This window comes from Pseudomonas baetica (assembly GCF_019733355.1).
Lineage (GTDB): Bacteria > Pseudomonadota > Gammaproteobacteria > Pseudomonadales > Pseudomonadaceae > Aquipseudomonas > Aquipseudomonas baetica_A.
This window is the reverse complement of record NZ_JAIHLQ010000006.1, coordinates 151,997-178,769: the sequence shown is the minus strand read 5'-3', so window position 1 is coordinate 178,769 and position 26,773 is coordinate 151,997. Positions and strand designations below refer to the sequence as shown.

Here is a 26,773-nt window from a genome sequence, read left to right as displayed (position 1 = left end):
TCCATAAGCATCAGCGGTCGGAGGGTGGGCACTACTACTCTCCTGCTTGCCCATCCATATAAAACCTTTGGGCTCTTCAGAAGCAGCACAAACTATTGTCCCAATAGCCCCACAAACTATTCCTAGCAATAAGACAGCGGGCACATCGGCCTTATCAAAGGCCGGCAGCAATAGCACGCCCATCAAGAGCGCCACTACACTGCTGAGAAATTAGAACAAGCCTGCACGGTCAGCCACCTGCCTCAACTAACTGCGCTCCCACCAACATAATTCAGGCTTGCTAGAATCTTTCGCACGGGAGCAAATGTCTTCCGGTGTATCGGGGTTACTCCCAATCGGGTAAGGGCCTCCAAGTGTTCCGGGGATGGATAGCCTTTATGCCCTGCGAGCCCATACCCTGGGTAAAGCAGATCTGCCGATTGCATCTCCCTGTCACGGACGACTTTGGCAAGCACTGATGCAGCTGAGATTTCGGCAATCAGCCCGTCCCCTTTGATGATGGCCTCTGCTCGCATCGGTAGGATTGGGCATCGATTACCATCAATCAGCACCAAAGTAGGAGTAACATTCAGGCCGTAGACAGCTCGCTGCATGGCCAGCATGGTGGCTTGCAATATGTTTAGCTGATCGATTTCTTCAACGCTTGCCCGGCCGATCGACCACGCTAGAGCCTTTTCACAAATTTCGTCGTACAGAAGATCACGTTTCTTCTCACTGAGTTTTTTTGAGTCATTCAATCCTTGGATTGGCCGTGATGGATCTAAAATGACTGCAGCCGTAACCACATCCCCACATAAAGGCCCCCGGCCTACCTCATCAACACCCGCAACGACTTCACTGCCGGCGAACTCAAAACTAAATTGAGACATCGTTCTTTCCTGATATCGGGTTGATTTCAGTCTTCCCACTCCGGGAGTACGTCAAACTCAAGCGGGTTTTCAAAAGCCAGGGATTGGATTAGGGTTTCTGCTTGGTCTTGTCCCAACAGAGAAGGCACTTCGAGCAAAGCGGATCTAGGGCCGGCACGGAATGGGCGGACCACTACATCGGCACTTAACAACCCCAAAAGAAGCTCTAGGTGTTCGGGCAGTAGGATGCGCTCCAAGAGACCTAGCTCGCTCTGCAGGCGCTCGCCCCCATCTGCACCAAAGCATCCAATTTCGGCAAGATTGGTGAACGCTCTTATGTATTCGCTCGCAATCCAGTGCGAAATTGATGGGTACTCAAGCTCTGAGGTCTCTTCATCGTGCTTTACTCGAGCGATGCCTTCGTCACCCTCTTCAAACAGGACGTAGCAATAAGCATCCACTCCGCATGACATCGCAAATGGGAGCAATGTGAATCCTGCACCACGCTGCTTGTCACGGCCAAGCCAGTCACCGAGCAGTCGCTCCACATCACCGCAGTCGATGAGTTCTATATCGTGAAGGCTGGCGAACAGCGTGGGTACTCCGCGCTTGAAAGGCTGGGCGCCTAGTTCGATCAGCTGTGCGAGCGCAGCGGGGATTGTCAGGCCAATCTCCTCTGCGATGTCCTCAAAATCCGCAAGCATTATTGCTTCCTGTATGTGTTCATCACTCAGACAGGTTACGGATTTATTGACCATCACCAAGTGAAAAGCAGGGTGGCAAATTCTGGCGTAGGATTCGCAAAATTCCGCATGCGAAAACAACCAGCCCCCACCCTAGGTTCCGGGAAGAAGGATTTAGCGACCCCGTTTCGGGGTGCGCGCGGATGAGATCTCAGTAAAATTATCGGCAACATAGGTGAAGAAATTCCTAACCGCCATAACGCCGGGCATGGCATCTCTTAGCTGTGATCATATTTAAGAAGGTACGAACATGAAGGTACTTCGTTGGGCAGCATTAACCGCTGCTGTGATGATTGCGTCAGGAACTGTGAGCGCCAGCGAGCCACAAGAACATCGCCCTCCTCCGAAGCTGCCGCCGGATGTGGCGTATCAGGCCTGTGACGGCCTTCAGCCTGGCGAAATCGTAGAGTTTTCCCAAGAAGGTGGAAAAGAGTTCGTCGGGGTTTGCCAGCTACTCGATGGGCGCTTAGTAGCAATCCCCGGCCACCCCCAGGGCCGGCCTGGCGGCGAGGGTGCGCCTCCGCCACGTCCAGATGCACCACGAAGCTAACCGAGCCTTTTGAATCGAAAATGCCGCCCTTCGAGGCCGCGGCATTTCTTTTCAGAAGTTGGAGTCGGTTTGGTTAAGCGCTGCGTTCAGCACGGTTAATTAGCCAGCCCGGAGAGCGGTGATCTGAGCTTCAGCAATCAATGCTTGAACTGCGTTCCGCTGCTGGTGGACATACTGATCCACAAGGTGAGTATCAGAGAGGCAAGAAGCTCCACTACGGCTAGTCCAGAGACCTTCTGGAACTTCTACCTCGACGGATGCCAATCGCCTGAGAGCCTGCCAAGCGGTATCACGCTCAATGGAAGATTTGGATTCTGCTACCGCTCGCATATCAGCTTCTGCGAAGTGGAACCAGGCGCCCTCCTCACTCTCGGCCTTTTGGAAGTAACTCCCAACAGGAAAGGCATCCAAGGGTGTTGGACAGGCGACAACTGGTATATTGAGGATCGACACAGCCACACGAACAATCAGGCTCGAATCAGCACTGACTTCGTAGACCTCGCACTCATGCTTTGCAGACTCGATGGCGCTGTAGAGGGATGAAAGGTAATCGCCACAATCTACGTAAGAAGCACCGGTCTCCAACACACGGCCACCGTGCTCAAAAACAACTTGAGCGGTAGCCTCGCGTAGCCAGACAACAGGCTGTTCAAAGCGTATCCATTGAGATGGGCCAACACCAGATAGACTTCCTAGCCTAGCTAGATCGAGGACCTGTCTACGCACAATCGGAAGAGAGCTGCAAAACGGCGCCGGCCTCATAGCTCACACTGCCTCTGCTCGGACATGCTTGCCCAGACGCTCGAAACGAGTCTGAGCTTCAGTGGTACGAGATGCGGTCGGGTTGTTGAGTAGGCGTTTAAGCCCGATAGGCTCTCCAGAGTCATCGCACCAACCGTAAGCATCTTCTTCGATGCGAACCAGCGCAGCCTTGATAGCCATAGCTTCGGCGCGCTCCCCCTTCAGGATGCGCATCAGAAGCCCGCGGTTCTCTTCGATAGTGCCCGCATCTGATGAGTCAGCGACTTTTTCAGTTACAGAAACCGCTTCCTCATGCCCTACGATCCGCGCGGTCAGCTCGCTTTGTTTCGAAAGCAAAAGCTGCTTGAAGAACTGAAGCTGGACAGCGTCCATGTAGTTGTCGGTGGGCTGGGCTAGCAATGCAGCTGCGTCTATAACCATAAGAGGACTCCAATTGTATCGAATTAAAGGAATATCTCAGGGTAACGCCGGGCAACCGGTTTGCAACCCGGAACGCTAGCAGGAAATTCCTCCCTTGTTAGAACCCTCATCAACGTTATGTTGGCATCCACTACCACAGGAGATCACCATGGCAATTGAATCCCGCAAATCCGGATCGGACCACTTCGATGCCACATACGGAGCTGCTTCACACAACCTCAAAGACAAGATGAGCTTCCTGCTCCAGAGCCGGAGTGGTGCTCAAGTCCAAGGCTGGGATACCACTGTTCACGTTGATGGCTTGGTAAGCCTGCTGCCGATAGCAGCGTCGTGCGATGAGCAAGCGATGCTGGACTTGGTTGATTCGATCAGTGCATTCGCCTCGGCCGCGGAACAGGCTTTTGAGGCATTCTCGGTAGATTGCGACCTGGAGGACGCTGGCGCCCTACCAGCACTCCTTCTCAAGTCAGCTGAGTCAGCCCGCCAGTTGGCAGGATCAATGTAATCTGCTTATCTATGCTGAATCTGGAGGTTTTCCATGGCAAACAACACCAAGAATCCAACCGGCGACATTCAGCTTGGACGATTCAGCTACACACACAATCGGTTCTTGCTCACGCTTGCCAGCCTGGCGCTTGCTGCCTTTATTTTTGCAGACATCATCGGCTCGAATGTAGCCCAGGGCTCCAACTGGCTTGAAAAAATGGCTTCCCCTCAGATGTTATGGGCGCTGTTGCTACTGCCGATTGCAACTTTCGGCAGCCTCATGCTTAAGCGCTCAGGCCACCCTGATACGGCCCTGAAGTGCCTGATAGTTGCTGCAGGATTTATCACTGGAGCAGTCGCCAAGATTATTTTCACCCCATGATTTTGGGATGGTGCTTTTGAATTCGTCATGTGCAAGCCCCTCGTTATACTCGTGCTTTCACTGACAACCCACGCTGGAGAATGAAATTGAATAAAAGTGAATTTGTAGACGCCGTCGCTGAGAAGTCGGGTCTTACCAAAGCTGACACTCAGCGCGCCGTTGACGCAGTCCTGGAAACCATCACTGACACGTTGCGCAAGGGTGACGCCGTATCGTTCGTGGGCTTTGGCAATTTCAGCGTCAAACAGACTGCTGAACGTCAAGGTCGTAACCCGTCGACTGGTGCTCCCATTACAATCGCGGCCGCAAAAAAACCTCACTTCGCTGCCGGCAAATCGCTGAAAGACGCGATTGCCTAAATCGAACCCGATGTGAGCAAACGCCCCGTACCCCACGGGGCGTTTTGCTTTCTCAGCCCCGAAATGTGAAGCGATGAAATGTACACAATAGACACCCTTCGAAATGGGTCTATCGATCCGAACTCGCATCTTGCTGACACCAGCCCTGAGGGCAAAGACTGGATGTTAGGGCAGGCAGCTCTTGCAGCGGAATACATGGAGCAGCAGGGTCTAAAAAGCATCGACTATATAGGGCCTTTCCTTCGGCACCCGGTACCCATACTGGAGAAAGAGGGCCCACTTAGCCTGCTTGTCCTACCTAAGGGATCAATCATCCATCGGGTTGACCTGCGCCCAGTTCGGGGATTTCCAGCGGTACCATTTGCAATGTTCATGGTCACATCAGTTGGTCAAACATTCGAGCTTCAAGCTGATCTCCTGGTCCAGTGCAATGACGTAAGGCCTGGGCGAATCTTTAAGGACGGTTCACCACGTCTGTCTTTGGTCGAGACACGAATTGCAATCGTGAACCCGTCACATGACTACGCCTTCTACGTGTCCCTGGACAGCTGGGCCGAACTCAACGGCGCAGAGCTCAGTGCGCGGCTCCAGGCTGCATGGCGCCGATCAGAAGGCAAGTCCTCATCGCGCAAGATGTCTGTAACAGATGTCATCCTCTCCGCCGGCGTAGACACTGCTGGCTTGGATTACGACGAGAAGGTAGAGGACGCATGTCGCCACCCATTTTTCGGGCCGCCTGATTCCTATAGTCGAGTGGTACACATCAGCGACAAAATCCTAAATGAGTTCCCTGACGAAACCGACCCGACACAGTTTCGAGCGTGCAGCTGTTCGATTACTCGACCTTGCGTGTGCGGGAAGCGAAGTGGGAATTAGCCATAGGAAGAGCTAGTTCAGGCCTCGGAATCGTATGCGTGGCGATTAGATTTAAGATTTTTTGCATTGAAAGGCCGAAAATGGAGCACTCCATTGCCACTATTGGTTTAAGACCTTGAGGCCTTCAATGCAACCAATTCATACCCAAGAAGCTAAATCCCTGATTTCCGAGACGTACCCGGTTGTATACGGCACTCTCAAGCGGGGAACGCTCCGCAAATTTCTCCACGACGGATCGAGCACTGTTTTCTCGTGCAAATCGATTCGACAACGTAAGTCGGCAGCCACACTGTTCACCAGTGGTGTCGATGCCGCCCTCAAGAAAGTACAGGCGATCGCTGATAAATACGCCGGCTTGCCCACTGACGGGCTTTTTGACGGGTATGAACCTGAGCCCGCTTACCCGGACGGGATGATCTACTGGGACGACTTATTGCGAGCAGTCGATCTTGTTGCCCTCTATGACCATCTGGTCGCCCTCACCTATAAATATCCAAGCCATCTCGACGAGTCGCCAAAAGCCATCCGAAAGGCAGCAATGATTGTGACCATGCGGCCCTTATGTCGTGTCCGTCGCGCCTCTCGCATCGCTAACAGCGGCCGGGCTTTCGAACAGGGATGAATATGGAACGTGTACCCGAAGCAGTCGAAGGGCTGGTGCGTGAGCAAGCAATTCTAAGTTCAATTCAATATCGTGACCCACACGGCCCTTGGGGGATCGGTACCTTCCGCAGAGAGGACGGGACGACCTTCCAGGCGACAGGAAGCTTCGGGCAACCCATCCTGTATGAGGAGTTCATCCTCTACGGGAAATGGAGCCCAGACATTCCGGGCGGGGATTTCGATACTGCATCGTTTTCGTCTATGCCACCGAAAGCTCTAGAAACCCTTCCGCGGTACTTGACGAGCCTGACTCAGAACAGGGTTGCTATTGCTGCAACTAACAAGGCTGTTCAGCACTTCGGCGAGAATCTCATCGACATTCTCGAGCGAGCACCCTCTCGGCTGACGGAAGCGGGCGTTTCAGAAAGCGATGCTGAGCTTCTCGGGACGACGTGGGCAACAGAGCGTTCCCATCAGTTAGCTTTGGCGCAGATAGACCTTGAAGGCATTCCTCCAGAGAAGCTGGCCACCCTGCAGCGCCGCCTGGGGTACATGACTGACTTGAACCTTGTGCTGCGTGAAGACCCATACCTCCTGTATGTCCACTTTGACGACATGCTGTTCTCGACAGCCCAATCTCTCGCTAAGCGCTTCCGAGTCACTAACGACACTGTGTCCGCAGTCAAGGGCGCAATCGTTGCCGTGCTTCGCAAGGAAGCTTGGTTGGGCCATAGCTACATCGAGGGCGTCCCCCTAGTCGACGCCGTGTCCAAATTACTCAAGCTCGACCGCGCAGTGCTCTATCCACTAATCAAAGAGGGTGTGACCGAATTGAGGCGGGCAAAGGTAGCTCGCGCAGAAGAACGCAGACTACAGCTGTACAACCTATATGAGATCGAAAAGTCTCTAGTTGAAAAGGCGATCGGCTGGACAAGGCTGACCGCGGCCGAGCTAGAGGATCTGGTTCCGAGCGAGGAAATGGGCATCAAACTGCTCCGCCCTCTGAAACTTGGTGCCCCCGCCACGAAGACTCTTTCAATGGGTCTATGCCACTTGATGGCTGAGCGCTTAGCTCTTGTCCAGTGCGAGACCCTTCACGATCAATTGACCATCGTCCAGGGCATACAGCTATTCCTGAATGCTTTCGGAACAGACGCACTCATCACTGCATCTTCCAAGGAAATGGTGACCGAGCTTCAACTGACTCTGGGGGATGAGGCCCCGGTAGTCAGCTATGCGGAGTTGATTGGGCTCGACCCGGTGACAGGTGTCCCACAACAGAACCGGGCCAGCCCTATACCAACCGACGTGGTCGTAGTGGTTGGCACTGATTCTATGGGGGTAGAAGAAATTCACTATCTGCTCGAAGCCATGCCTGAAGCTGGCCGAGTTTTCATGCTTGGGGCCCCCAAGGATCTCCCGTCGCAAACAATCGGCCAACCCTTTGATGAGATGGCCAAAGTGCCAGAAATTCGAACATTCATCGCCAGTTTCTGGCTGCCGGCCCGTACTGAACAGCGAAAAGCAGCAAAGGACGTGTGGTCGGGATCGATTAAGCCTGATAACAGTTTTGATCCTAGCAAGCCCATCAGTTGGCTCAATACGCCACGAGAGAGCATTCCTGATGTGGTGAATGTGCTGCTCCGTGAGCTGTCTGGCTCATGCCAAATATCCCCATTGCACGACATCAAACCTGTCGTGGCGCGCCAGCACGCAGAGGTCCCAGGTACTGATGCAGTTTCCTGGCTTACTCGTTCGATCGCCCATGAATTCGTTGGTAAGGATGACCCGGTCGACTTTCATGGACGAGCATTGTTTAAGGGCATGCCTGTGTTAGTGCACCAGGCTCTCTCTTTGGAACACCCTGCCTTCTCTATTTTCGAGGCCACTGAACTTTCTGGCGAAAGAATGCTTGCCACGCCCCGCTCGGGAAACTCAGCGGTGATCGACCTCAAGCGGAATCTCAACATCTTTCACGGCGGTGTACTGACACCAAAATTTGCGCGCGGTCGAGTTTACGAGTTTGTAATCCTGATCGTGCTCAAGGAGCACATGGGGCTGTTCAATGCCGAACTTCTCTCGACCCTCCTGAACAGTGCAAAAAGATCATTGATTTTGGTAGGCGAGCTAGACGGTATTGCAGATTCATTTCCTGGCGATGAGCCCACACGGGTGAGGTCATCACTCTCGAAATGGATGGCCACCGATGGCGATCAAATTGACCCGCCGCAGAAGTAATGCGACCTCCTACTGGCCGGGTCCCCTCATGCATGGGGTGAGTACAACTCAGCCTGAGCTCATTCCACAATTCACACTCCAGCACGCGGGATAACAGTACATGGCGATCAGATCTGCACGACTCGAGGCACAGGAACGGGCGAAGCTGAAAACACAGCAGGCCCGCAATGTTGCGTTGAGTCTCCCGCTTGTAGGAGCTGCAATCCCTTTTGTGCCTCTGCCACTCGCAATCGGCATTGCTGTGGGCTGTGCTGTATGGACTCTGTACCTTGATCGGAAGGACAAGGAGGCAGTGACTCCGTTGGTTTGGGACCGTAGCTACACACAGACTGACATACCCGATTGCGACTTCCAGCGCTCAACCTTCTTAGGCAAAACCATGCCATGGGTGGAATGGAAGGAACGTGTAGATGCGGTCTCAAACGCGAAGGGTATCGCAAGCGCCGACGATGTGCGTCAGTCGCTAATCGAGGCATACCCCGGAATGATCCCCTTCATGCTGTCAGACGACATCATGACAAGGCATATGGCGCTGCTCGCCGCGACCGGGACCGGGAAGACCGAACTCATCCTCGCAATCGCCCAACAACAAATCAAAAAAGGGGCAGGCCTACTGCTGGTCGAGGCCAAGGCTGATTCTGATTTGTCGGGTGCAATCTACGCAATGATGGAAGCCGCTGGCAGGCTGGACCAGTTCAAGCTCATATCCTTCGAGTTCCCAGAGATCAGCCACACTTACAACCCATTCTTCGCCGGCGGCGTTCGCGCCACCCTATCGACAGCGATGAAGATGCAAGCCGCGTCAAAAGAGGAGTTCTGGACTGACGTAAACCGCTACTCACTGTCTGCAGCAATCCTATGCATGAAGCTTCAACCTGGTGAGCCTGCATTCCACATTAAGGATCTAATCGCAGTCCTCTCTGATTTCAATATCCTCCTGCGATACGTGAAATCGATTCGAGAGTCTGACTCAGATGCTCACAAGGACGGGAAAGAGTTCCTATTTTCCTACCTCCGCTACTGGTACGACGAAGAAAAACAGGAGTGGAATCGTAAAAGCTTCAAGACCATGCTGCAGGGCGCTATCTCAAAACTTTCTGCCTTCGCGCATTCAGAATACTCACGCATTGTTAACACCTATAGCCCTGATGTTGACCTGAAAGACGCCATCCTCAATGGCGAGGTGGTTGTGCTGTCCATGTCGGCTCTCGCCGACAAAGACGGTGTTGAGCTGATGGGCAAGCTATTCATCTCCGACCTGGCCCGTGCTATCGGTGAGATCCAGCTTCTTAAGCTGAAACCTTTAATGATCTGCCCAGCGATCTTTGACGAATATGGTTCGTTCGCGGAGGAAGGTCAGATCACCCTTTTCCAGCTTGCTCGAAGTGCAAACGTACCAATCATCATTGCTTTCCAGGGTGTCGGCTTCCTTCAGCAAAAATCTGCACCATTCGTGGAGATGGTGCTGGGTAACTGTTGGACTCACGTCTACTGCGACATCAGGGATGCTGAAACAAGAGCCTTCGCTTGCAAACTTGCCGGCACAACCCTCAGGAAATTTGAGCAGGAGACTTCCGCCACTAGCTCCGGTGCCAGCCATAGCACAGAGCAGTCAGGCCTCATCTCAAATGAAAACACGGGAGCGAGTTCCAGTGTAGGTGCTAAGGCGACCCGTGAAGACCTACTTCAGCCTGATGACTTCCAAACCCTCGACCAGGGCGACGGAATTATCATCGCAAAATCTGGTACCTACAGGGTTCGAATGCCAATGGTCCGCAGCAGTTTCCCGAACGTACATTTCCGAGATATGAAACTGACGCGACGACATTCCCGCGGGCGGGCAGGCATCAATGCCTGGAAAGACTTTACCGATTTCAACCGCAGGCTTCTGGGCGACGTCTGACAAAACATTTCGCATGCAGAATCTTTTAAGGGGGTTTCTATGACATGGCTTGAACGGATCAAGAACTGGGACTACAGCCTGGAGGGGATTGTAGAGTGGGTCTTGAACCTTATGGAATTCCACATCCAGCGCGCAGGGATCTGGGGCTACATCGGAATTGTGCTGTTCATTATCGGGCTGGGTCTTGCCTTCCCGGCGACACGAGGAGTGACAAGCCTGGTTGTGAGTGGTGTTTTCCGCATGGTGTTCACCTTTGTACAGAACGTCCTGACGTTGCTCACAGCCGACCTCTTCAAATTCTTCGGCAGACTCCTGCTAGCGATGTTTCACCGTTCTCGCCGCTGGATCATTGCCCTTGCCGGCCGTACACGTCGCGACTGATTGAAAAAACCCGGGCAATCCGGGTTTTTTTTTGGAAAACATCCCGAAATGGGGCACTCCCTTTCCACTATTTAGTGAAAGGAGAACCCTCATGAAAGCCGTCTTTCTAGCCATCTGCATTTCAGTCTCTGCGTTTAACGCTGTGGCTTCTGAGTATGCGGGCGATTCATACGTCATCGACCAGCGCGATCCGAAGTATCAGATCGCAATTGAGCACCTCGCGAGCGCTGCTCAGGCACTGCGCCTTGCTCAAGATGAACTGAAAAAAGCCGAGGCCTCCCACCCCCTTCCTGGACTGGATCTGGTTCGAATGTTGAGCCAGGTCAGGCCCGTGGAAGAAACCATCAACGTTGTCCTGCGCCCGGAGAAGAAACGCCTTCGGTATCAGGAGCTAACACCTGATGGGCAGTTCTTTACTACCCCACCTCGACTCGGAGATTGAGACGATGACCGTCACTGGAATCACCCATAACGTACGCATGGAGGAAATGAGGCGGTTCATGGCCAGCTTGTTTCTGCTGCTCGCTGTTGCTGCTCTATTTCTGATACCTGAGATGGCTCATGCAGCCGACGGTACAGCCTGGAACGGTCAATTTGGCCCAGATGCGTCCCTGACAAAAAACACGAACACCAGCCTTCAAGGCTGGTGGAAATCCGCAGCAGGGTGGGGGCTGTGGCTCTCAATCGGCTGCCTATTGTTCTCCATCTTTTTCCTTGGTGGTAAGTGGTGGTGGATCCCTGTCTGCGTGTTCCTCATTTGCCTATTCGGCGAAAAAGCGATCACCCAAGTAGCTACATGGGCTGGTTTCACCAACTTCGCTACGACCTAGGTAACGAGATAAGCCATGCACCTTAGAACCACAACAGAAAGCGACACTTACGCGTACGCAACTTCCCCGCTGAATTTTGGCGGAGTAGAGAAAGAGGACCTCTTGTTTTGGATGATCCCGATGGCGATCGCGAACAACATCATGGACGACCCCTTTTATGCGTTTGCTGTGGGTTGCTTCTGTTTGTGGCTCTACAAACGGCTTACTGCAAATACACCTCCAGGTCACATGGTTTTGCGACTGAGCATTGTTATGGGTCAACTTGAAAGCGGCGACCTGGCGACGATGTACCCAGCTGTCAGAAAGGTTGCTCGGGCACTCAACAGATTCCTAACCAACCTTTGGTTAGAGGTTGGCCTGCTCCCCTCCCCTACCTATTGCAACCGATACGAGCCTTAAGAATGAGCGACAAATACGGCGTACCGCTTGGATACTTCAACCTGCTCGGTCGGGGTGAGTTGAGGGCAAGCAGAATCAACGTTGCATTCATTGCAGTCACTGTGATCCTGACAGGGGTCATTGTGTACCTTATTAACTGGAACAATCATCTTCAGGATGTGAACGTTGAACTACAGGGCCAGCGGGTCATGTACGGATACCCGAACGCAGAGGGTGTATTCGTAAGCGAAAATGAAGTTCCTGAGCGGCACATCATCGCTTTTACTTCTGTCTTTCTTGACAATTTTTATAACTTCACGCCGGACTCTTCGTTTAGCAATGCAAATGAAGCCTTGCGTCTAATGTCGCCTCGGTTCCGCGCTGTTCAGGAAGAGACTCTTAAGTTGGTTGCAAAGCAATCATCTGAGCAACAGATTACCCAGGTTTTTGTTCGAACTTCGCCGTATAAAATTGAAACTACACCCCAAGGTTATATTGTGACCTTCCAGGCGCTGCGCTACCGCGCGACGCTAAATACTGTCTTCGGCAAGGCCAAGTTCAACGTCCGAATTCTGATGAAACCTGTCAAACAGTCGAAATACTTCGAGTGGGCCATCGTCGCTGACGATCTGCAAACTCAGGAGATTGCTCAGTGAAAAAAACAATTCTGGCTGCGATGGTTGCCGTAGCCTTTGCTTCACCCGTTTTTGCTGATGAGGAATGCAACCGTTCCCCACGTTCAGTTATTTATGAAAATTCACCAATTGATGTTTATATTTCGAACGACAACCAACGGGCCGAGGTAGTTTTTCCCGAAACATATCTTTTGGGTGTGAACCGTGAACAACCTGTTGGCCTTGAGCTGTTCCCAACGCCGATAAAAAACAAATTAGCCTTCAATACTACAGACGGGCAATACGTTGGCCTAGTAACTGTAGATGGTCCTTCTGGTCAATCCTATCAAGTCAATTTGATAGCCCGCCCTGGCTGCGCAGATAGCTTGGTGACGATTTCGCATCAAGCACCAGTTGATCGCTCCCAGCTGGCAAAGGATGGTAAAGGTCGCGTCAAGGGACTAATGAACTACCTGTTCGATGGAACAGTTCCAAATGGGTACCGTAAAAATAACTTTTCAAAGCTCACTAAAGAGCAACGTGTTGTTTTCCGCCAGGGTTCTGTCGAGTTTTCACTCCAATCCCAAGTTATCGGACCAACATATGTCGGCACCACCTACGAGGTGGTTAATCGTGGCCGCACTGCATTCAAGCTTGCAATCGACCAGATCGACTACTCAAACAAGGCAGTGGTGGACTCAATCGGAACGGCTCGCCAGGTAGCGATGCTACCGACTTCTCACATTTTAGGTCCATCCCCCGAATATATATCTGAAGTCTACGGTGATTCACATCGTGGATTGCTCTTCATCGTATCGGAGAAGAGCAAATGAGTGATTCGAATCCGAGACCATCAGGACCTAACAAAAAGCTTCTTTGGATCTTCGCTGCCGTTGGTGGCGCCATGTTCCTCTTCGGCAAGTGGTCGGACAGTTCAAGCACTGCGCCTGTTACTGGTAAGTCGACGCCGGTAGCAATTGAGGCGGGCCCTGCAGGCGTCAATCAAATCACTGCCCAAGACAAAGATGCGGCACTCACACAGTTCCGCAAGCAACTTGAGGCCATGCAAGCCGACGCTAATCGCGGGGAAGCTGAGCGGATCAAAGCGGATAAAGTCCGCGATCAGCAATTGCGTGAGATGCAACAGCAAAACAATGCCCAAACGAGGGCGTTGAGCGAGAAGATCGCCGACCTTCAAAAGAAAGGCGTTGACGACCTGTACGCCGCTATTAATGCAAAGGACAAAACCACAAATACGATTCCTGACATGCCGGGTGTTCAGGGTCTAAAAGTTCCATCGGGTGGCTTATCGTTCGACGGAGACCTTGATTTGGGTCCTGCCGCACTGCCGTCGACAATGACAACACCGGTAACAAGCCAATACGGTCCTAACTACATTCTGCTTGCCCCGCCAGTTCAAACTCAGGCGCAGACTCAATCGAGCTTCCAGGGTAAGAGTGGTGGTGGCCCAGGCACGCAGTCAGAAACATCCCTTTTCAATGACATGTCTGCGCCGACCCCAAGCAACCAAACAGGACAGACCAACAACGAAAACCTGAACGCTCAGTTCAATGACGTATATGGCAAACCCAACACTGCCCAGCAGAACAACCAAGCGTTTCAAAGCTCAGGCCAACCTGCTGCTCAGCCAGCCGGGTTAACTGCGGAAGAGGCTGCCGCGAAGAAGAAAGCTCAAGATACCTACACCGTCGAGGCTTTTTCCTTTGTTGAGGTCACAACTTTGCACGGCGTCAGCTGCCCTATCGGCGCTAACGCCCCGGGCGCTTCAGACTCTTCAAAGATCCCAGCCCGCCCAGTTGTTCTTCCAGTTCACGGGATATTTCACGGACCGAATGGCGTAGAGCGCGACATTGGTACTGCCCACCTTATGGGTCTTTGCTCGGGCCGGAGAACCTCTTCGTCTTCTACTGGCCGAGCACTTATCCGCATTGAGCAATTGAGCTACTGGGATGCTTCGGGCGGAGCGCAGATGGTAGCGGCAACTGGGTACGTCGTAGACATGCGGGACAACGAACAAGACGTGTATGGACGGCTCGACAAAGCTTCAGGTCGAACCCTGGCTCTGCAAGCCGCATCCGCAGCCGCAGCCGCTTATGCAACAACTTTGAGTTCAGCGGAATTCACCAACACCAGCTCTACACAAAACGGCACTTCGAGTGCTACGAGCCAACTGACAGGCGACGCAACAAAAGCAGCAGTTGCCCAGGGTATTGGTTCGATGTTCCAGAAGATCAGCGAGCGATTTGAAGCTGAAGCAGATGCTGCTGTCGACACCATTCAAGTCGAGCCGGGCATCAGACTGCGCTTTGTGACTGACCAGCCAATCCGTGTTGTGAAACCCCTCGAACCATTCGACATCGACGCCTCGATGTACGACACCCTGATCTAAGGCGGCCAGCACTATGACTTCAATCCAAATCCGCCTTCCAGCTACACGGCGTGCAAATCTCGTACGTGACAAGAGTGAGCCAAAGACCATGCAGAAGCTGATTCTTCTTTCCTTCTTGGCAATGGCCCTCACCGGCTGCGCAACTGATGAAGAACCGTTCCGGAACAGTGCAACCATGGATCAGATCTACGACACGGTTAACTCCTCTGGTGGCGCTGACACTGTCCGGTTGCTGCGTGAAGGGTTGCGCGCCAGGCCTGAACTTGGTTCAAGCGATCCCTACTATCCAATCCGAAATCCAGATGTCGTTGCACCTGTATGGGTAGTGCCATATGCCGACAAGCGCACAGGCGTGAAGCATGGCGGTCGCTGGGACTACGTGATCATGGAGGAAGCGGGATGGGCAAACTAATCCTGAGCCTACTGTTTTTACTTGCCCCAATTGCTCAAGCCGAAGGGATCACGCAATACCACAAAGATGCCATTCGTGAGTATTACGAGAAGCAGATCCTAGGGAGAGGCCAGGACCTCACCGTTCGCCAACCCGACGTTGATCTTTATCGAAGAATCTTTACGAAACCCAACGAAGTTGACACCCGGCCGCTACCCCCACCGGATCAAATTCCTTGGCCTCAGATCTTCAAAAAACAAAATCTGACTCTAGGTGAAATTCTTAACTTGGCCTCGGCCGCAAGTGGTTATGAAACGGAATTTGACCCGGCGATAAACCAGAACGAAATCGTGCTGATCAACACATCACCGAATTCGCTTCGTGACATTGCTGAATACGTTTCCCGGGTCAGTTCAGCACGCATCACTGTTTACCCCGAATCGCGACTGATTACTGCAACACAGAAGGTATCAACGAATGGCTAAAAAGTCTGATCTGCACCTATACGACTCTGAGCTAGCTGGCCTGGGTCGTCGCAACTATCAAGGCGGCATGCCAATTCAACTGCTGTCCGATGCCTTCCTATACGAGCAGCAAGGTCGCTATTTCCATACGCTGGATGGTCGGTTCGCAAAGATTTGGAAGATTTCCGGTGTGGATGCGTCCATGTTCAACAACGACATGTTGTTTGATGTGACCGGCAGTTTCTCGGACGTTCTGAACAAGTATCCAGCGGGAAGCACCGGGCAGTTTCTGCGACATACACATCGCGACATCCGCCAGATCATGGGGCTCTATCAAGATCAGATTGACCCTGAAGCCGGTGAGTTCGCCGCCGCAATCGCCCACTCCATAATGGACCGGCAGTTTTCGGCTGCGACATCGGCCAATGGATTCTTCGGCGATGCCACTGCGGCCACTCTGAAAAAGATGCAGGACGATGCTCTTGCGGATCTTGAGCAGGACGAGACTGATGAAGATGTCCGGGCAACTGCGTCTGAAGCAATCAAGCGCGAGGTACGGGAAGGCCGCTTCCCCTTCGTAAACGATTTCTACATCGTGTTCATGTGGCAGCCTGAATACATTTTCGGGAAGTTTTTTGACACTACCGTCAAAGCAGCGCTAGCTTCGGTAGGGCTAGCAGACGCAAACAAAATGGCTGAGCGTGCCTATAACGGGCACGCTAAGATTTTTGGTCAGTATTGCACTGAGATCGAACAAGCACTGGCTACCTATGGCTTCCAACCTGAGGTTTTGACTGGTCAAGGCTACATCAACCTTCACTATGGGCTGATGAACCCTGTCCGGAGCTTTGAAATCGAGCCACCGAAGTACAGGGCTGACATACCAATACTTGATGCGCTGGATAATCCAGACATCGTTGAAACCCGGGATAACCTTGCTGCGACAGCTACCTTTGCGCATGTAGAAACGGAGCCTAACGGCTGGACAATTCACGACCGCGGCGTCCCGTACTACATCCGTCCTGTGTCCGTTATGGGCAAGCCGATTCGCAGCGCACCTGGCATGCTCCAGGTAGCCATGGCTGGGATTGAATCCGAAAGTCTAATCACAATGAACTGGAGCGTTCCACGCGCTGTTGTCGTGACCAGCCGGCTAGCTATCCGCGGTCGAATGATCGCGGCTAAGGAGTCGATGCGCGTAGGGGACAAAGAAACCCGTGAACGGCAGCGTAGCGACCTTGATGCTGTAAGGAGCAAGGTGTCCTCAGAGAACGCGAGCAACCGGGAGCAGTTTTTCGACCTGTCTGTTCACATCAATCTGATGGGATTCAACAAAGAGATCATTGACGACCAAGCCATGTCGCTTGAGCGTCGGCTGTGGCGTATCGGTCACAAAGAAGTATTGCGTGGGGATGCTGTGGTCCGTAACAGCATGCCATTTAATTTCCGCCAGACCAGCATGAAACTGCTGAAGCGAAGCATTCCTCACCTGACGGAGAGCGTTTCGCACATGGCCCCAATGTTTGTTGAGTACCAAGGAGTACCCGACCCTGCGATCCTGATGAACAATCGTGCTGGTCAGCCGATCTTCTTGGACCTTTGGGGTAACAGCGTCAACACAGCTCACTCGTTGATCTGCGGGACCACAGGCTCAGGTAAGTCATTTACTTTCAACAATTTGTTGATGGCCCTGAGGGTGAAATACAGACCGAAGGTCTGGATCATTGACAAAGGTGATTCGTACGAAAGCCTTTGTCTGGTGTTGAATGGTAATTACGTCCGCCTCACGACCGAGCGGTTTGTTGAGCCCGTCTCCGGCCGCACAATTGACCCAATCTGTATTAATCCATTTGCCCTCAAGCGTGATGAGAATAATCGCAATGTGAAGCCCGAGCTTGACGAGATTTTCTTCGTCGCACGGATGCTGATCATGATGATGGAGGCCGGGGACGGCTCAGGGTCCACCAAGTCCAATCTAACCAAGGTGACTTCATCTCTCCTATACCAAGCACTTGAGGAGTTTTATCGTGACTGGGTTGAGACGCGGCCTATGGATGAGCCGCGCTTCAGGGACTTCATCCCTCACCTGATCAAGACAAATTTCCATGAGCAGAAAGGTGAGGTTCTCGCACAGAACCTGACGCTGTACTACGGCACTGGTCCGTTCGCCGCCATTTTCGATGGCTACTTGGATGTTGATTGGGAAAACGACTTTACGGTACTTGAAACACAGCGCATGTCGAAGTCCCCTGCGCTTGGCATTGTGACATTGGCTCTATTCCGCCAAATCGACTTGTACTGCAAGTTCAAGCTCGATCGCAGCCGTAAAAAGGTGGTTGCTGTCGATGAGGCCTGGGCAACACTGTCCGATCCGAACGCCGCAAAAGCCTTGTCCAGTTTTTATCGTGAGTTGCGCCGTTATGGTGCTGGTTGCTTGCTGATAAGCCAGACGGTTAAAGACTTTGTGAACCTGATCAAAGCAGAGACGAGCGGTGGTGGCGACTCGCAAGACGGAATTCTCGAGAACACAAGTCATTACTTTTTCCTTGCCTGCTCGGAGTCTGACTACAGAGTTGCCAAAGAAGAACTCGCATTCACCGACGAAGAAATCGATCTGTGGCGCTCTCTAGCCTCGCTGCCTCCGATGTATTCAGAGGTGTTCTACAGGATGCGGACCAGCCAGAGCCTCTATTACTCAGGTGTATTTAGACTCTTTTCAGCCCCGATGACTTTGTGGATTGCAAGCTCGCACCCTGATGATTACCGGATGCGAGAGCTTAGGACTGAAGCAATCGTAAACGAGCAAAGAATTGAATCGTCGGTCGCCCGCCAGCAAGCAATCATCGACCTATCAAAAACTCACCCATACGGAGCACGTTATGGCCAAGTTGTTTAAGGCTGCCGCCCTTCTATGCATCGCCGTCACGGCTGGGTGCACTGATAAATACGAACCTCGCGAAACGATCGTTGACACCGAAACCAAGCCAGTCAAAGAAATGTACGCACCGAATACTGAACTCGAGCGCCGCGCTTACTCCGAAGGAGTGAGCCAGGTACTAACGGACATGAAAGGAAAGATGCGGGCTCGCGAGCGCTTCACTTGGGATGCCCCACTAGTTCAATGCGGAGTGAAAATCCCCGCACGTGTCGTCAATGGGATGTTGTCACCCGAACACGAAGAATGCGTACAAATTGCCCCAGGCCGCTTCTCCGAAGAGGCGCCTACTTACCTTCCCCTGCTCGGATCAGAAAAATGAGTGAACAAAACAAACCAGGCGGTCTCGGCGATCTGATCGGCAAGATCAAAAGCGGTGCAGCAACTATTGCGGCAAGCACGAAGAAGCCTCGACGAGACGCAGGCACCGACGCAGACGCTGATAACGTTGAGGTCATTGAATCTCAGGACGCCCCACGCCCGCACATCGACGATTACAACGATCCGCTCCTCATTGACCCACAGGACCAGGCTGTACCAGCAAAGCCAGATCCAAAGAAGATGTCGTTAAAGAAAAAGCTCGTGCTTGGGGCCGTGGTTGTCGCCCTTGGTGTTATGGCTAAAAACGGTATTTTCACACCGGTTGCGACTCATCAATCACCTCCAGAAACACATCCGTCCACGGCCGATGCGAGTGCGCATGAAGACAAGCCATCGCTGCCACAAATGCATGATGGTGGTTTGACTGCCGGGTTACCTACCGCACTTGGCGAGCAAGCAGTTGTTGATCCGGCGATTGGAAAAACACTGGACGAATTGCAGCTGGACGGACAATTGCAGAAGCCGTTGGTTGCTAGCGGCAAGACTGTTTCAGCGCAAGATTCAGGGTCAATACCTGCTGACGGTTTTGGCTTTCCTGCCCAGCTAGCCAATGAGCCACCACCTCTTGAAATTGGAGCAACAGCCTCACAGCCGAAGGAACAGCTTCCTTTACCAGGCGGAGCAAACAGCCCATTCGCCGCTGCTCCAGAGGTAGCGCCGGAACCAATCACTGCTGGTTCGGGCTCACCATTTGGTGAGATGCCTGTGGGGGGAGAAACACCCCCTAAACCAGCCTCACTTTCAGCTGAAAAACATGACCCTGTTTTGGGTAGCACTTCACTCCAAAACCCGGATAGTAGTCAGAAACCGAGTCTGCAGAAAGACGCGGCTGATGTGACGAAGATGAAAGCTCAGCTTGCTCAGAAGGACAATGAAATCAAGTCCCTCAAAGATCAATTGGCAAAGAAACCAGGTAGCAACATCAAGCCTGCCCAAGCCAAACCTGCTGTAGCTCACAACCCTAAGCACTCGGCCCGCGTTGCACAACGATCGCCCACCAAGGCTGTACCGCCAGTGGCGAAGGTTGTCTCGAGACCAAAACTCTGCGTGAAAGCAGTAGCACCACCAGCGCGTAATTGCACCACGTGCGTAGCTCATGCGTTCGTAGTCGATGCCGGCGCGGAGAATATGGTGGGCCAAGGCGATTTCCTCGATGGATATCGCGTTGCAATCACCGGTGATCGTCTCGATTTGCAGAACTCGGATGGCCAAGTAGTCCATAAGTTCTGGAGTTCTCCAAATGGGTGCCCGTCGATTTAACATTCATGAGCAGATCAGCAGCGCTGACGAGCTGTTTTTGGCGCGACTAGCTGCTGAGGTCTCAGAGTGTCATTTCCGTGCACCTAACCATGTCCCCGTGCGCTGGGGAATTCCCAGCGCAAGCGAGGCAGACGAACCCAAGCTACATCCAGGCGATCTAACTCAGGCCCAGATATGTGCCCTGGAGGCCGCAGTAGTTCTGTTCGTAAAGCAGGACTATGTAGCTGCCAAGAGCGCGCTTGAGCCGTTCGTTGCTATAAATCATGAAGAAGCATCCAAGCTCTACATCAAGGTCCTTCAAAAGCTACGTGTAGCTGACTGGGACAAAATTGCCCGACGCATCAACCGCGTTAGCACCGACACTCTGTTCGTACCAGCCGGAAGTACGGAAGTGATTGATGGCCAGAAGGTCATCCTGATTCATCAAGGCTTGAGTAAGTCCTTAGGTCATGATGCCCCCAGGTGCGTTGTCAAATATGTGACCCATCACGAAATGCTCCACGAGCAATTGGGTACAAGCCCTGAAGACCCCCATCCTCCCCTTTTCAGGCGTCTTGATCGAAGCTTTCCGGAGCGCGCCAGAACCATCGCTTGGTTGCAGAAACACAGTTTCCATACCATCGACGGAGTACGGGTGTGATTCGATCCATTGTCGCGCTTGCACTGGCACTTAACGCTGCTAATGCAATCTGCTCACCTTATGACTCGATGATTGATCGTGCAGCTCGAAACCACGGCGTTGATCCAATCGTGCTGCGTGCGATAGCAGCGCATGAGTCAAACAAAAACCCATGGACTTTCAACGCTGATGGAGAACCTTTCCGCTACCAAGATAAAAAAACCGCGGTAAGAGTGCTCTGGTCACTAACCAAAGCACCTTGGATGGTCAAAGCCATCTCCTTGAAAGGAGAGCGGTTCCGCCGGTTCTTCACCTCTCAGGCTAGTGCGAATTCTTATGCGAAAAGCATTCGAGATTCAGGTCGACTGATTTTGCGGGTAGATGACAGCAAAGTGGTCAACAAAGGAGAGGTGCGGGTTCGAGCACTAAGACTAATAAATACAGATATAGGGATTGCTCAAGTTAATTACCGTTGGAACGGTCAAGGAATTGCGACTGTTCAGACATGGTTTGATCCGCATTACAACCTTGAATTCGCAGCGACTCGTATTGCAGAACTTAAAAAGAAGCACAAGAACGAGATCGAGGCCGTTGGCTATTACCACTCAGCAACCCCGGTTTACCGCAAGAAATATCTCGAATATTTCATACCAAAGTACAACGAGGAGAAACGTCTTGCGACCGTATCTATGGCTGCTGCTCGCTAGCTTCATTTCAACCAATGTAATGGCCAGCGTTATTGAGCCCACTACCGACCAAAGAGTCGGCGAAGGCATCATGGCTATTCTAAAAGGCGAAAAACAGAAAGCATGGGACATCCTTTTTCCTGAGGCCAAGAAAGGCAACATTATTGCCATGTATCACCTTGGTGATCTAATGCTGAGATCTCCCGAATATCCGAATAATCTGGAGCGAGCAGCTACTTTTTTTAAAGCTGCAGCTGATCGAGGACATAAGGGTAGTGCTGCAATGCTATCTCAGGTCCAGGGAATGCTTGGCCAGCGTGGTCAAACACCAACAATTGGCGGTGCAAGCGGTGTTCCAGTACCGAAAGATATTGAGGGCGCAAAACAAGCATACGCGCGCATGCAGTCACAAATCGGTCGGTTTGTTGGCGACCAACGATTGGTTGAACCGGTTGCAACCATAAAGATGTTCATCACCGAAAATGCAAGCAATGTTGCAGAGTTAGTGAAGATATCAAACGATGCTAAAGCCCGATTTGGGGAAAAGGTTGACTTTCAATATTATGTATTAATTGATCAAGCTAACTGGAATCCTCGACGTGTTTTTACTCCAGCAGCAGGAAATCTTCCGTTGACCGGATTCCGACCTGATATGAACGGCTCTGAAGCACTGAAATATGGTGTCCGCTCAACTCCAGCTATCGTGCTAGTCCCTCAAAAGGGACAACCAAAAATATTGAGCAATGCTCAGTCTGTAATCACCGAACTGTCTGCTGTTCTTAGGTAAGGAAAGTATGAAAACTTCAATTAAGATCTCTCTCGCCTTTCTGGTTGGATGTTTTGTCTCCAATGCACCTTTCGTACTTTCCGACGCATCAAGTCCAAATGAAGCGTTGTCAAACGCTATCGCAGTAGCGATGGCAAAAGTTGACAAGTACAACGATGATCGTCAGAACGCTGAAATCGACAAGCTTCCAAATATTCTCGACTGCCAGAATATGGACTGGATGAAAAATTGCTCTGAGTTGAACCGGAACGCGAAGAAGAACCCACAAGCGCCTATGCGAATGATTGGCAAAAATGGTGTGGAGTTTAACTTTCAACCGGGAACGCCAAGCGCCGTAATCAACCTTCAGCTCAACCAAACCCCAGAGGCGGCATCAGAGCTTGTCTCTTATATGGATAAAACCTGGGGTGAGTACCACAAGTCCGCCGAACTCTACAAAATGGCAATGTGGCAAAACGGAGACCTGAAAAACATTAAAGGACTTGATGCTGCTACTGAGAAGGCTAAGGAAGTAAAATACATAGATACCGACAACGTGAGTATGTCTGTGTTCGTAGAGTCAACCTGCCCTGTCTGTGAAAAACAGCTACAAATCCTTTCCACTGTCCAACAAAAATATCCAAAGCTTAAAATAAAGATATTTCAACTTGACGGTGATCGTGATGCCTTCACAAAGCATGTAACTCAACGAGGATTGTCTGGTCGCGTACTTTCTCGCGAAGAACGTATTAGTTTGCAAAAGCTGGGAGTGACCTCATGGCCAATTTCATGGATCGACAATACTAAGGTCAACAGACGCAAAAGTATTGTCGGTAACAGAACACTTCGCCAGCTTGAAGATCACTTTCAGGCTATGACATATATCCAGCCAGAGAAGAAAGGCGCATGAAAATGAAATCACGCTATATCAAATCGATCCTCGCGCTGACAGTCTCTGCTGTGATGTCAACAAATACTTTCGCAGCGTCAATTGATTTTGGGGCTGACGGGTCGGACTCTCCCTGGACACGCCGCATGGACGACGTTACAGGCCTGTTTGGTGAATCCGTGAAAGGGAGCGCGGTGAACGACGCGAACAAAGGAGGCAGCTTTTCCTTCGATACCTTCACCCCATTCCAAGACCAGCGGACTTCAGTGGTAAATGGCTACGGCGCTACTGAAGTTGGCGTGGGTTGTAATGGGCTCAATCTTAGCACTGTACTAGATGGTCAACTGGGCCAGTACCAGGAGATGGTTGAACAGTTCATCCAAAATGCTCCGGCGCTTGCCATCATGTATTTAGCCTACAGCCAGCCGACCATCAAGTCTGTGATCGACCAGCTTAATAGCGTTGGTCAGTTTGGCTTGGACCTCTCAAACATGACCTGCTCGGGCGTACGGTCTCTGGCCGACAAGGCATATGACGAGAAAAAGCAAACCCTAGCTGAAGCCGACTGTACTGTGGACGAGGGCTATAAAAGCTCAAAATGCATGGCAGGTGAGGGTTTAACCGGATCTCTTCTCAACCAAATGGGGGAGTTCAAGCAGAAAACCTCCGATCGCGCCAACGCAATGATGGGAAAGGTGTCGAGCGCTACTGGCGGGCTGGTTGGTTGGAATTCCTCTGTCTCGGGCGGAACAAATAAAGGCGCTGGCACTGGGTCTGGAACAGGAACCGGCGGCACTGGCTCAGTTAAAGCTTCTGTTAGCGGTAAATCATGCAGCAATGACCCACAAGATGGTAGCGCCGGCCTGGTGCTCGCGGCATCGGAACTTGGTTGTGATGACATCAAGAAATATGGTGGCCTCGTACCTTCGTATGGTTTCAACAATGATGCTGCCTCGGTAACCCCGCGCACTGAAAACATTGAGAACCTTTCGAAAACCCTGACCACTGAATACATGGACCTGTACAAAGCTGTTTACTCTGCAGATGCCGCATCCTTCAAAAATACACAGGCATATAAAGATCTGATCTCTCGAGCTGACATCGTTGTCAGCGAGAACGAACATCAATACATGCGAAACCTAGCCAGATCGAGCCCGGCCATGTTCATTTCAACAGAGCGCCAATTATCAACGCTCGGAATGATGAAAGAGCTGGACGACGTAATTTCCAAGATTGAAATTGGCGTTTCAAGCGGTATCGCCAATCAACCTGATAACGTAATCCTGAGTGATGAGGTTATCAGCCGCACTAAAACCTCTGTTGCGGGCCTTCGCCAACAATACATCGCCCTTCAGGCAAGAATCAAACACGATCAAGAACGCAACAAAGTATTCGCGAGTGTCCAACAGGTAACGAACTAATGTCAGACTCGACTGATATTGAAAATTTTGACTACCTACAGATCGTCAATTCCAATTTTGGCGATCTTGTTAGTCATTACATCAACATGTGGCAGGCTTATAACCAGTCCTTCACTGTGGCGGCGATGAACCTCTGTCTGTGGGGAGGACTTGCCTGGGTAAGTATTTTGACCCTGAAAGCACCTGCAGATAAGCTCAAGACAGCTGCGAGCGCTATAGGTGTTGTACTTTTGGTTGCCATGCTCCTGCAGCCAGGTAACTATAAAATTGGGCCCGCTGGTGGAAGCGTAGGACTATCGGCGGGTGCTGGCTGGTCAGTTTCAATTATTGGCAATATTTATCAGCTTTTCAAATCAGCTCTGGATAATGTAAATAAAGAAACGGCAATGAGCCTGGCATTTGAAAATGCTTATCATGTGACAAACGAGGGGACACTCAAGAAATTCGCCAATAGCCCAGTAAAGGATATGTACCAAGACTATATAGATAAATGTCAAGGTGCGCTGTCTGCTACGGCTGGTAGCACCCCAGATACCCGGCTCGTAGGACAATCAGTTGGTCTCTACGGTTCAACAATGATAAACCCTGTTGAAGTTAGTCAACTTAGCAAGGAGCAGTATGAAGAAATGGAGGCTGGCAACAGGGTTGGAAGTGCATCGCCGATGAACGTTCTTGGCCTTGGGTTATCAATCAATTCATGGAGAAGGTATTTCGCAGACAGCGAGGTAGCCGATAAGGTGGACGCCGGCAGAACCGCACTACTCAATATACCTGAAGATCAGAATCCGTTCCGAGGCAATAATGTCAAACCCGGGGGCTATCTTTTACCTTCAAAAGAGTATTGGGTAAGACAGTATTTCCCATCCAAAGCAAATGAAGGCGCCTCGGAGTTCGATAAAACTACTGACAATGCCGATAGCTCAATGTATAGCAACCCACAGCTAACTGAGGGCTCATCGGTCGCCGCGGGACAAGAAGTTAGGTTTTACCCTAAAAACTGCCTCCAAATGTATGGCATGGTGACAAAGGCCGTTCAGAATTGGACTGATGCAATCAGAGAAGAGGTTCCAATGGCTCAAAGATCCTCATATATGAGAGATCAGACTGAAGCCCAGACCCTCATGATCAAAAACATAAACAATATGATTGAGCAGCGAGATAAGTTTTCAGATAGTTCGCTTCCTATTATTGGCTCTGAACGCCGTAATGGTCAGGACATGAACTGGGGGATCAGCGATGCAGCTGACAGCATAATGACCAAGATCCAGGACGTCGGCAAAGCATTTAAAGAATGGATGCTTACCTTCAAGGTACCTGCAATGATCAATGGCTGCGCCATGCTCGCAGGGATGATGGTTGTGCTCTTCCCGGTGATATGTGTATTTGCTGTTTTTGTTAATCCGAGCATTCTGATTAGCTTTGTTAAAATTCTTAGCTTTGCTTTCATGATCCCATTCGTCAACAACCTTTGTTTAACAATGGCTGCTACATTGCTTGCAATGAATGGGGAGCTGATGACAGGGCTAACTTCGGGCAACATTTATGAGAACTATCCCCTGCTCATTTCAGCAGGCTCTGCACAATATATTATCTTCATGGCTTTGACTGCTGTAGAGATAGTTATTGCTAAAATGCTGATTTGGGATGATGTCAAAGGTCTTTCAGGATTTAACCCAGCCGGCGCAGCTTCTGGAATGGCCGCAACCGGTGGTGCTGTGATTGGTGCAGCAGTCAAACTCGGCAGTGCTGCATTGAGTCTCGTTGGTGGACCGGCCAAGCTTGCTGGCGCCCTCGGGCGAGTTGTCTCGGGAGCAGGTTCGGCAGCTAACGGTGCAGCAGGCGCAACAACTGGGGCTTACCGAGCTACAAATATTGTCCAATCGCTCCCGAAAGCTTCTGCTGGATCAGCCTCCCAAGCCAGCAAAAGGCTCGCTAAGCCAAGCTCACCGCCTCCAAAACCTAATCTCCCCGCGTTGCCGCCCCCGACCCCACCGGGTCCAGATACTCCAAAGGGGCCAAACAAGCCCTAATCAAAGCCCGCGCGAGCGGGCTTTTCTTTGCCCGAGCCGTTCACGTTTGGTACTGATCAAGGAAGCCCTTCATAATCCCATCCCATTAAACCTGCGCTGAGACTTGGAATCCTGGGCTGACCTGTTAAAACAGTTCGTGTCCAGATCA

Annotated in this window: 27 protein-coding genes; 23 read left to right on the top strand and 4 right to left on the bottom strand. The window is 51.6% G+C overall.

What is annotated here, in order from left to right; genetic code table 11:
- Positions 1-242 precede the first annotated feature (242 nt).
- The 4 genes from rnhB to K5E40_RS08405 all read right to left on the bottom strand — a co-directional run bounded on the left by rnhB (position 243) and on the right by K5E40_RS08405 (position 3,323).
- Complete coding sequence (gene rnhB / locus K5E40_RS08420) at positions 243-869, bottom strand: ribonuclease HII (protein ID WP_011922979.1); 627 nt, start codon at positions 867-869, stop codon at positions 243-245.
- 26 nt (positions 870-895) lie between these two features.
- Complete coding sequence (locus K5E40_RS08415; protein ID WP_078466127.1) at positions 896-1,552, bottom strand: SMI1/KNR4 family protein; 657 nt, start codon at positions 1,550-1,552, stop codon at positions 896-898.
- A 688-nt stretch (positions 1,553-2,240) separates the two neighbouring features.
- Positions 2,241-2,729: a hypothetical protein gene (locus K5E40_RS08410; protein WP_078466126.1), complete on the bottom strand. Its 489-nt coding sequence runs from the start codon at positions 2,727-2,729 to the stop codon at positions 2,241-2,243.
- Between the two features lie 177 nt (positions 2,730-2,906).
- Complete coding sequence (locus tag K5E40_RS08405; RefSeq protein WP_078466125.1) at positions 2,907-3,323, bottom strand: TraR/DksA family transcriptional regulator; 417 nt, start codon at positions 3,321-3,323, stop codon at positions 2,907-2,909.
- Positions 3,324-3,471: 148 nt separating this feature from the next.
- Between K5E40_RS08405 and K5E40_RS08400 the strand changes: the two genes are divergently transcribed.
- The 23 genes from K5E40_RS08400 (at position 3,472) to K5E40_RS08290 (ending at position 26,625) form a co-directional block, all read left to right on the top strand.
- Complete coding sequence (locus tag K5E40_RS08400) at positions 3,472-3,828, top strand: hypothetical protein (RefSeq protein WP_078466124.1); 357 nt, start codon at positions 3,472-3,474, stop codon at positions 3,826-3,828.
- Positions 3,829-3,861: 33 nt separating this feature from the next.
- Positions 3,862-4,191: a hypothetical protein gene (locus tag K5E40_RS08395; protein ID WP_011922985.1), complete on the top strand. Its 330-nt coding sequence runs from the start codon at positions 3,862-3,864 to the stop codon at positions 4,189-4,191.
- A gap of 86 nt (positions 4,192-4,277) precedes the next feature.
- Complete coding sequence (locus K5E40_RS08390; RefSeq protein ID WP_078466164.1) at positions 4,278-4,550, top strand: HU family DNA-binding protein; 273 nt, start codon at positions 4,278-4,280, stop codon at positions 4,548-4,550.
- A gap of 1,003 nt (positions 4,551-5,553) precedes the next feature.
- Positions 5,554-6,048: a hypothetical protein gene (locus tag K5E40_RS08385; RefSeq protein WP_078466122.1), complete on the top strand. Its 495-nt coding sequence runs from the start codon at positions 5,554-5,556 to the stop codon at positions 6,046-6,048.
- Positions 6,049-6,050: 2 nt separating this feature from the next.
- A complete protein-coding gene (locus tag K5E40_RS08380) occupies positions 6,051-8,267 on the top strand; it encodes a helix-hairpin-helix domain-containing protein (protein WP_260455563.1) in 2,217 nt (738 codons plus the stop codon).
- 100 nt (positions 8,268-8,367) lie between these two features.
- A complete protein-coding gene (locus K5E40_RS08375) occupies positions 8,368-10,170 on the top strand; it encodes a type IV secretory system conjugative DNA transfer family protein (protein WP_078466120.1) in 1,803 nt (600 codons plus the stop codon).
- A 39-nt stretch (positions 10,171-10,209) separates the two neighbouring features.
- A complete protein-coding gene (locus K5E40_RS08370) occupies positions 10,210-10,551 on the top strand; it encodes a hypothetical protein (protein ID WP_011922991.1) in 342 nt (113 codons plus the stop codon).
- Positions 10,552-10,642: 91 nt separating this feature from the next.
- Positions 10,643-10,993: a hypothetical protein gene (locus K5E40_RS08365; protein WP_221730335.1), complete on the top strand. Its 351-nt coding sequence runs from the start codon at positions 10,643-10,645 to the stop codon at positions 10,991-10,993.
- A 58-nt stretch (positions 10,994-11,051) separates the two neighbouring features.
- Positions 11,052-11,381 (top strand): hypothetical protein, encoded by a 330-nt coding sequence (locus tag K5E40_RS08360; protein ID WP_153045996.1) that lies wholly within the window; start codon positions 11,052-11,054, stop codon positions 11,379-11,381.
- 401 nt (positions 11,382-11,782) lie between these two features.
- On the top strand, positions 11,783-12,415 hold the full coding sequence (locus K5E40_RS08355; protein ID WP_011922994.1) for a hypothetical protein: 633 nt from the start codon (positions 11,783-11,785) through the stop codon (positions 12,413-12,415).
- Positions 12,412-13,206, top strand: coding sequence for a hypothetical protein (locus K5E40_RS08350; protein WP_078466116.1), 795 nt, complete (start codon positions 12,412-12,414; stop codon positions 13,204-13,206). The genes K5E40_RS08355 and K5E40_RS08350 overlap by 4 nt, the downstream gene beginning before the upstream one ends.
- Positions 13,203-14,783, top strand: a complete 1,581-nt coding sequence (locus tag K5E40_RS08345; protein ID WP_078466115.1) for a conjugal transfer protein TraB — start codon at positions 13,203-13,205, stop codon at positions 14,781-14,783. The genes K5E40_RS08350 and K5E40_RS08345 overlap by 4 nt, the downstream gene beginning before the upstream one ends.
- An 88-nt stretch (positions 14,784-14,871) precedes the next feature.
- Positions 14,872-15,195: a TraV family lipoprotein gene (locus tag K5E40_RS08340; protein WP_078466163.1), complete on the top strand. Its 324-nt coding sequence runs from the start codon at positions 14,872-14,874 to the stop codon at positions 15,193-15,195.
- Complete coding sequence (locus tag K5E40_RS08335; protein ID WP_078466114.1) at positions 15,183-15,659, top strand: hypothetical protein; 477 nt, start codon at positions 15,183-15,185, stop codon at positions 15,657-15,659. The genes K5E40_RS08340 and K5E40_RS08335 overlap by 13 nt, the downstream gene beginning before the upstream one ends.
- A complete protein-coding gene (locus tag K5E40_RS08330) occupies positions 15,652-18,534 on the top strand; it encodes a VirB4 family type IV secretion system protein (RefSeq protein ID WP_078466113.1) in 2,883 nt (960 codons plus the stop codon). The genes K5E40_RS08335 and K5E40_RS08330 overlap by 8 nt, the downstream gene beginning before the upstream one ends.
- Entirely contained in the window at positions 18,518-18,895 is a 378-nt protein-coding gene (locus K5E40_RS08325; RefSeq protein WP_078466112.1) for a hypothetical protein, read from the top strand. The genes K5E40_RS08330 and K5E40_RS08325 overlap by 17 nt, the downstream gene beginning before the upstream one ends.
- On the top strand, positions 18,892-20,214 hold the full coding sequence (locus K5E40_RS08320; protein WP_221730334.1) for a hypothetical protein: 1,323 nt from the start codon (positions 18,892-18,894) through the stop codon (positions 20,212-20,214). The genes K5E40_RS08325 and K5E40_RS08320 overlap by 4 nt, the downstream gene beginning before the upstream one ends.
- Positions 20,195-20,854, top strand: coding sequence for a hypothetical protein (locus K5E40_RS08315; RefSeq protein WP_221730333.1), 660 nt, complete (start codon positions 20,195-20,197; stop codon positions 20,852-20,854). The genes K5E40_RS08320 and K5E40_RS08315 overlap by 20 nt, the downstream gene beginning before the upstream one ends.
- Complete coding sequence (locus tag K5E40_RS08310; RefSeq protein WP_311775943.1) at positions 20,851-21,540, top strand: transglycosylase SLT domain-containing protein; 690 nt, start codon at positions 20,851-20,853, stop codon at positions 21,538-21,540. Before K5E40_RS08315 ends, K5E40_RS08310 begins: the two co-directional genes overlap by 4 nt.
- The gene (locus tag K5E40_RS08305; RefSeq protein ID WP_221730332.1) at positions 21,509-22,306 is read left to right on the top strand and encodes a sel1 repeat family protein; all 798 of its coding nucleotides are present in this window, start codon (positions 21,509-21,511) and stop codon (positions 22,304-22,306) included. Before K5E40_RS08310 ends, K5E40_RS08305 begins: the two co-directional genes overlap by 32 nt.
- Positions 22,307-22,313: 7 nt before the next feature.
- The gene (gene traF / locus K5E40_RS08300; protein ID WP_078466108.1) at positions 22,314-23,195 is read left to right on the top strand and encodes a conjugal transfer protein TraF; all 882 of its coding nucleotides are present in this window, start codon (positions 22,314-22,316) and stop codon (positions 23,193-23,195) included.
- A gap of 2 nt (positions 23,196-23,197) precedes the next feature.
- Complete coding sequence (locus K5E40_RS08295; RefSeq protein ID WP_078466107.1) at positions 23,198-24,595, top strand: hypothetical protein; 1,398 nt, start codon at positions 23,198-23,200, stop codon at positions 24,593-24,595.
- Positions 24,595-26,625: a hypothetical protein gene (locus tag K5E40_RS08290; RefSeq protein WP_221730331.1), complete on the top strand. Its 2,031-nt coding sequence runs from the start codon at positions 24,595-24,597 to the stop codon at positions 26,623-26,625. Before K5E40_RS08295 ends, K5E40_RS08290 begins: the two co-directional genes overlap by 1 nt.
- Positions 26,626-26,773: the final 148 nt, after the last annotated feature.

Excerpts from the sequence above, each read along its gene's own strand:
- rnhB (WP_011922979.1), bottom strand. The coding sequence starts at position 869 with ATGTCTCAATTTAGTTTTGAGTTCGCCGGCAGTGAAGTCGTTGCGGGT.
- K5E40_RS08415 (WP_078466127.1), bottom strand. The coding sequence starts at position 1,552 with ATGCTTGCGGATTTTGAGGACATCGCAGAGGAGATTGGCCTGACAATC.
- K5E40_RS08405 (WP_078466125.1), bottom strand. The coding sequence starts at position 3,323 with ATGGTTATAGACGCAGCTGCATTGCTAGCCCAGCCCACCGACAACTAC.
- K5E40_RS08400 (WP_078466124.1), top strand. The coding sequence starts at position 3,472 with ATGGCAATTGAATCCCGCAAATCCGGATCGGACCACTTCGATGCCACA.
- K5E40_RS08395 (WP_011922985.1), top strand. The coding sequence starts at position 3,862 with ATGGCAAACAACACCAAGAATCCAACCGGCGACATTCAGCTTGGACGA.
- K5E40_RS08385 (WP_078466122.1), top strand. The coding sequence starts at position 5,554 with ATGCAACCAATTCATACCCAAGAAGCTAAATCCCTGATTTCCGAGACG.
- K5E40_RS08380 (WP_260455563.1), top strand. The coding sequence starts at position 6,051 with ATGGAACGTGTACCCGAAGCAGTCGAAGGGCTGGTGCGTGAGCAAGCA.
- K5E40_RS08375 (WP_078466120.1), top strand. The coding sequence starts at position 8,368 with ATGGCGATCAGATCTGCACGACTCGAGGCACAGGAACGGGCGAAGCTG.
- K5E40_RS08370 (WP_011922991.1), top strand. The coding sequence starts at position 10,210 with ATGACATGGCTTGAACGGATCAAGAACTGGGACTACAGCCTGGAGGGG.
- K5E40_RS08365 (WP_221730335.1), top strand. The coding sequence starts at position 10,643 with ATGAAAGCCGTCTTTCTAGCCATCTGCATTTCAGTCTCTGCGTTTAAC.
- K5E40_RS08360 (WP_153045996.1), top strand. The coding sequence starts at position 11,052 with ATGGCCAGCTTGTTTCTGCTGCTCGCTGTTGCTGCTCTATTTCTGATA.
- K5E40_RS08355 (WP_011922994.1), top strand. The coding sequence starts at position 11,783 with ATGAGCGACAAATACGGCGTACCGCTTGGATACTTCAACCTGCTCGGT.
- K5E40_RS08345 (WP_078466115.1), top strand. The coding sequence starts at position 13,203 with ATGAGTGATTCGAATCCGAGACCATCAGGACCTAACAAAAAGCTTCTT.
- K5E40_RS08340 (WP_078466163.1), top strand. The coding sequence starts at position 14,872 with ATGCAGAAGCTGATTCTTCTTTCCTTCTTGGCAATGGCCCTCACCGGC.
- K5E40_RS08335 (WP_078466114.1), top strand. The coding sequence starts at position 15,183 with ATGGGCAAACTAATCCTGAGCCTACTGTTTTTACTTGCCCCAATTGCT.
- K5E40_RS08330 (WP_078466113.1), top strand. The coding sequence starts at position 15,652 with ATGGCTAAAAAGTCTGATCTGCACCTATACGACTCTGAGCTAGCTGGC.
- K5E40_RS08325 (WP_078466112.1), top strand. The coding sequence starts at position 18,518 with ATGGCCAAGTTGTTTAAGGCTGCCGCCCTTCTATGCATCGCCGTCACG.
- K5E40_RS08320 (WP_221730334.1), top strand. The coding sequence starts at position 18,892 with ATGAGTGAACAAAACAAACCAGGCGGTCTCGGCGATCTGATCGGCAAG.
- K5E40_RS08315 (WP_221730333.1), top strand. The coding sequence starts at position 20,195 with ATGGGTGCCCGTCGATTTAACATTCATGAGCAGATCAGCAGCGCTGAC.
- traF (WP_078466108.1), top strand. The coding sequence starts at position 22,314 with ATGAAAACTTCAATTAAGATCTCTCTCGCCTTTCTGGTTGGATGTTTT.
- K5E40_RS08295 (WP_078466107.1), top strand. The coding sequence starts at position 23,198 with ATGAAATCACGCTATATCAAATCGATCCTCGCGCTGACAGTCTCTGCT.
- K5E40_RS08290 (WP_221730331.1), top strand. The coding sequence starts at position 24,595 with ATGTCAGACTCGACTGATATTGAAAATTTTGACTACCTACAGATCGTC.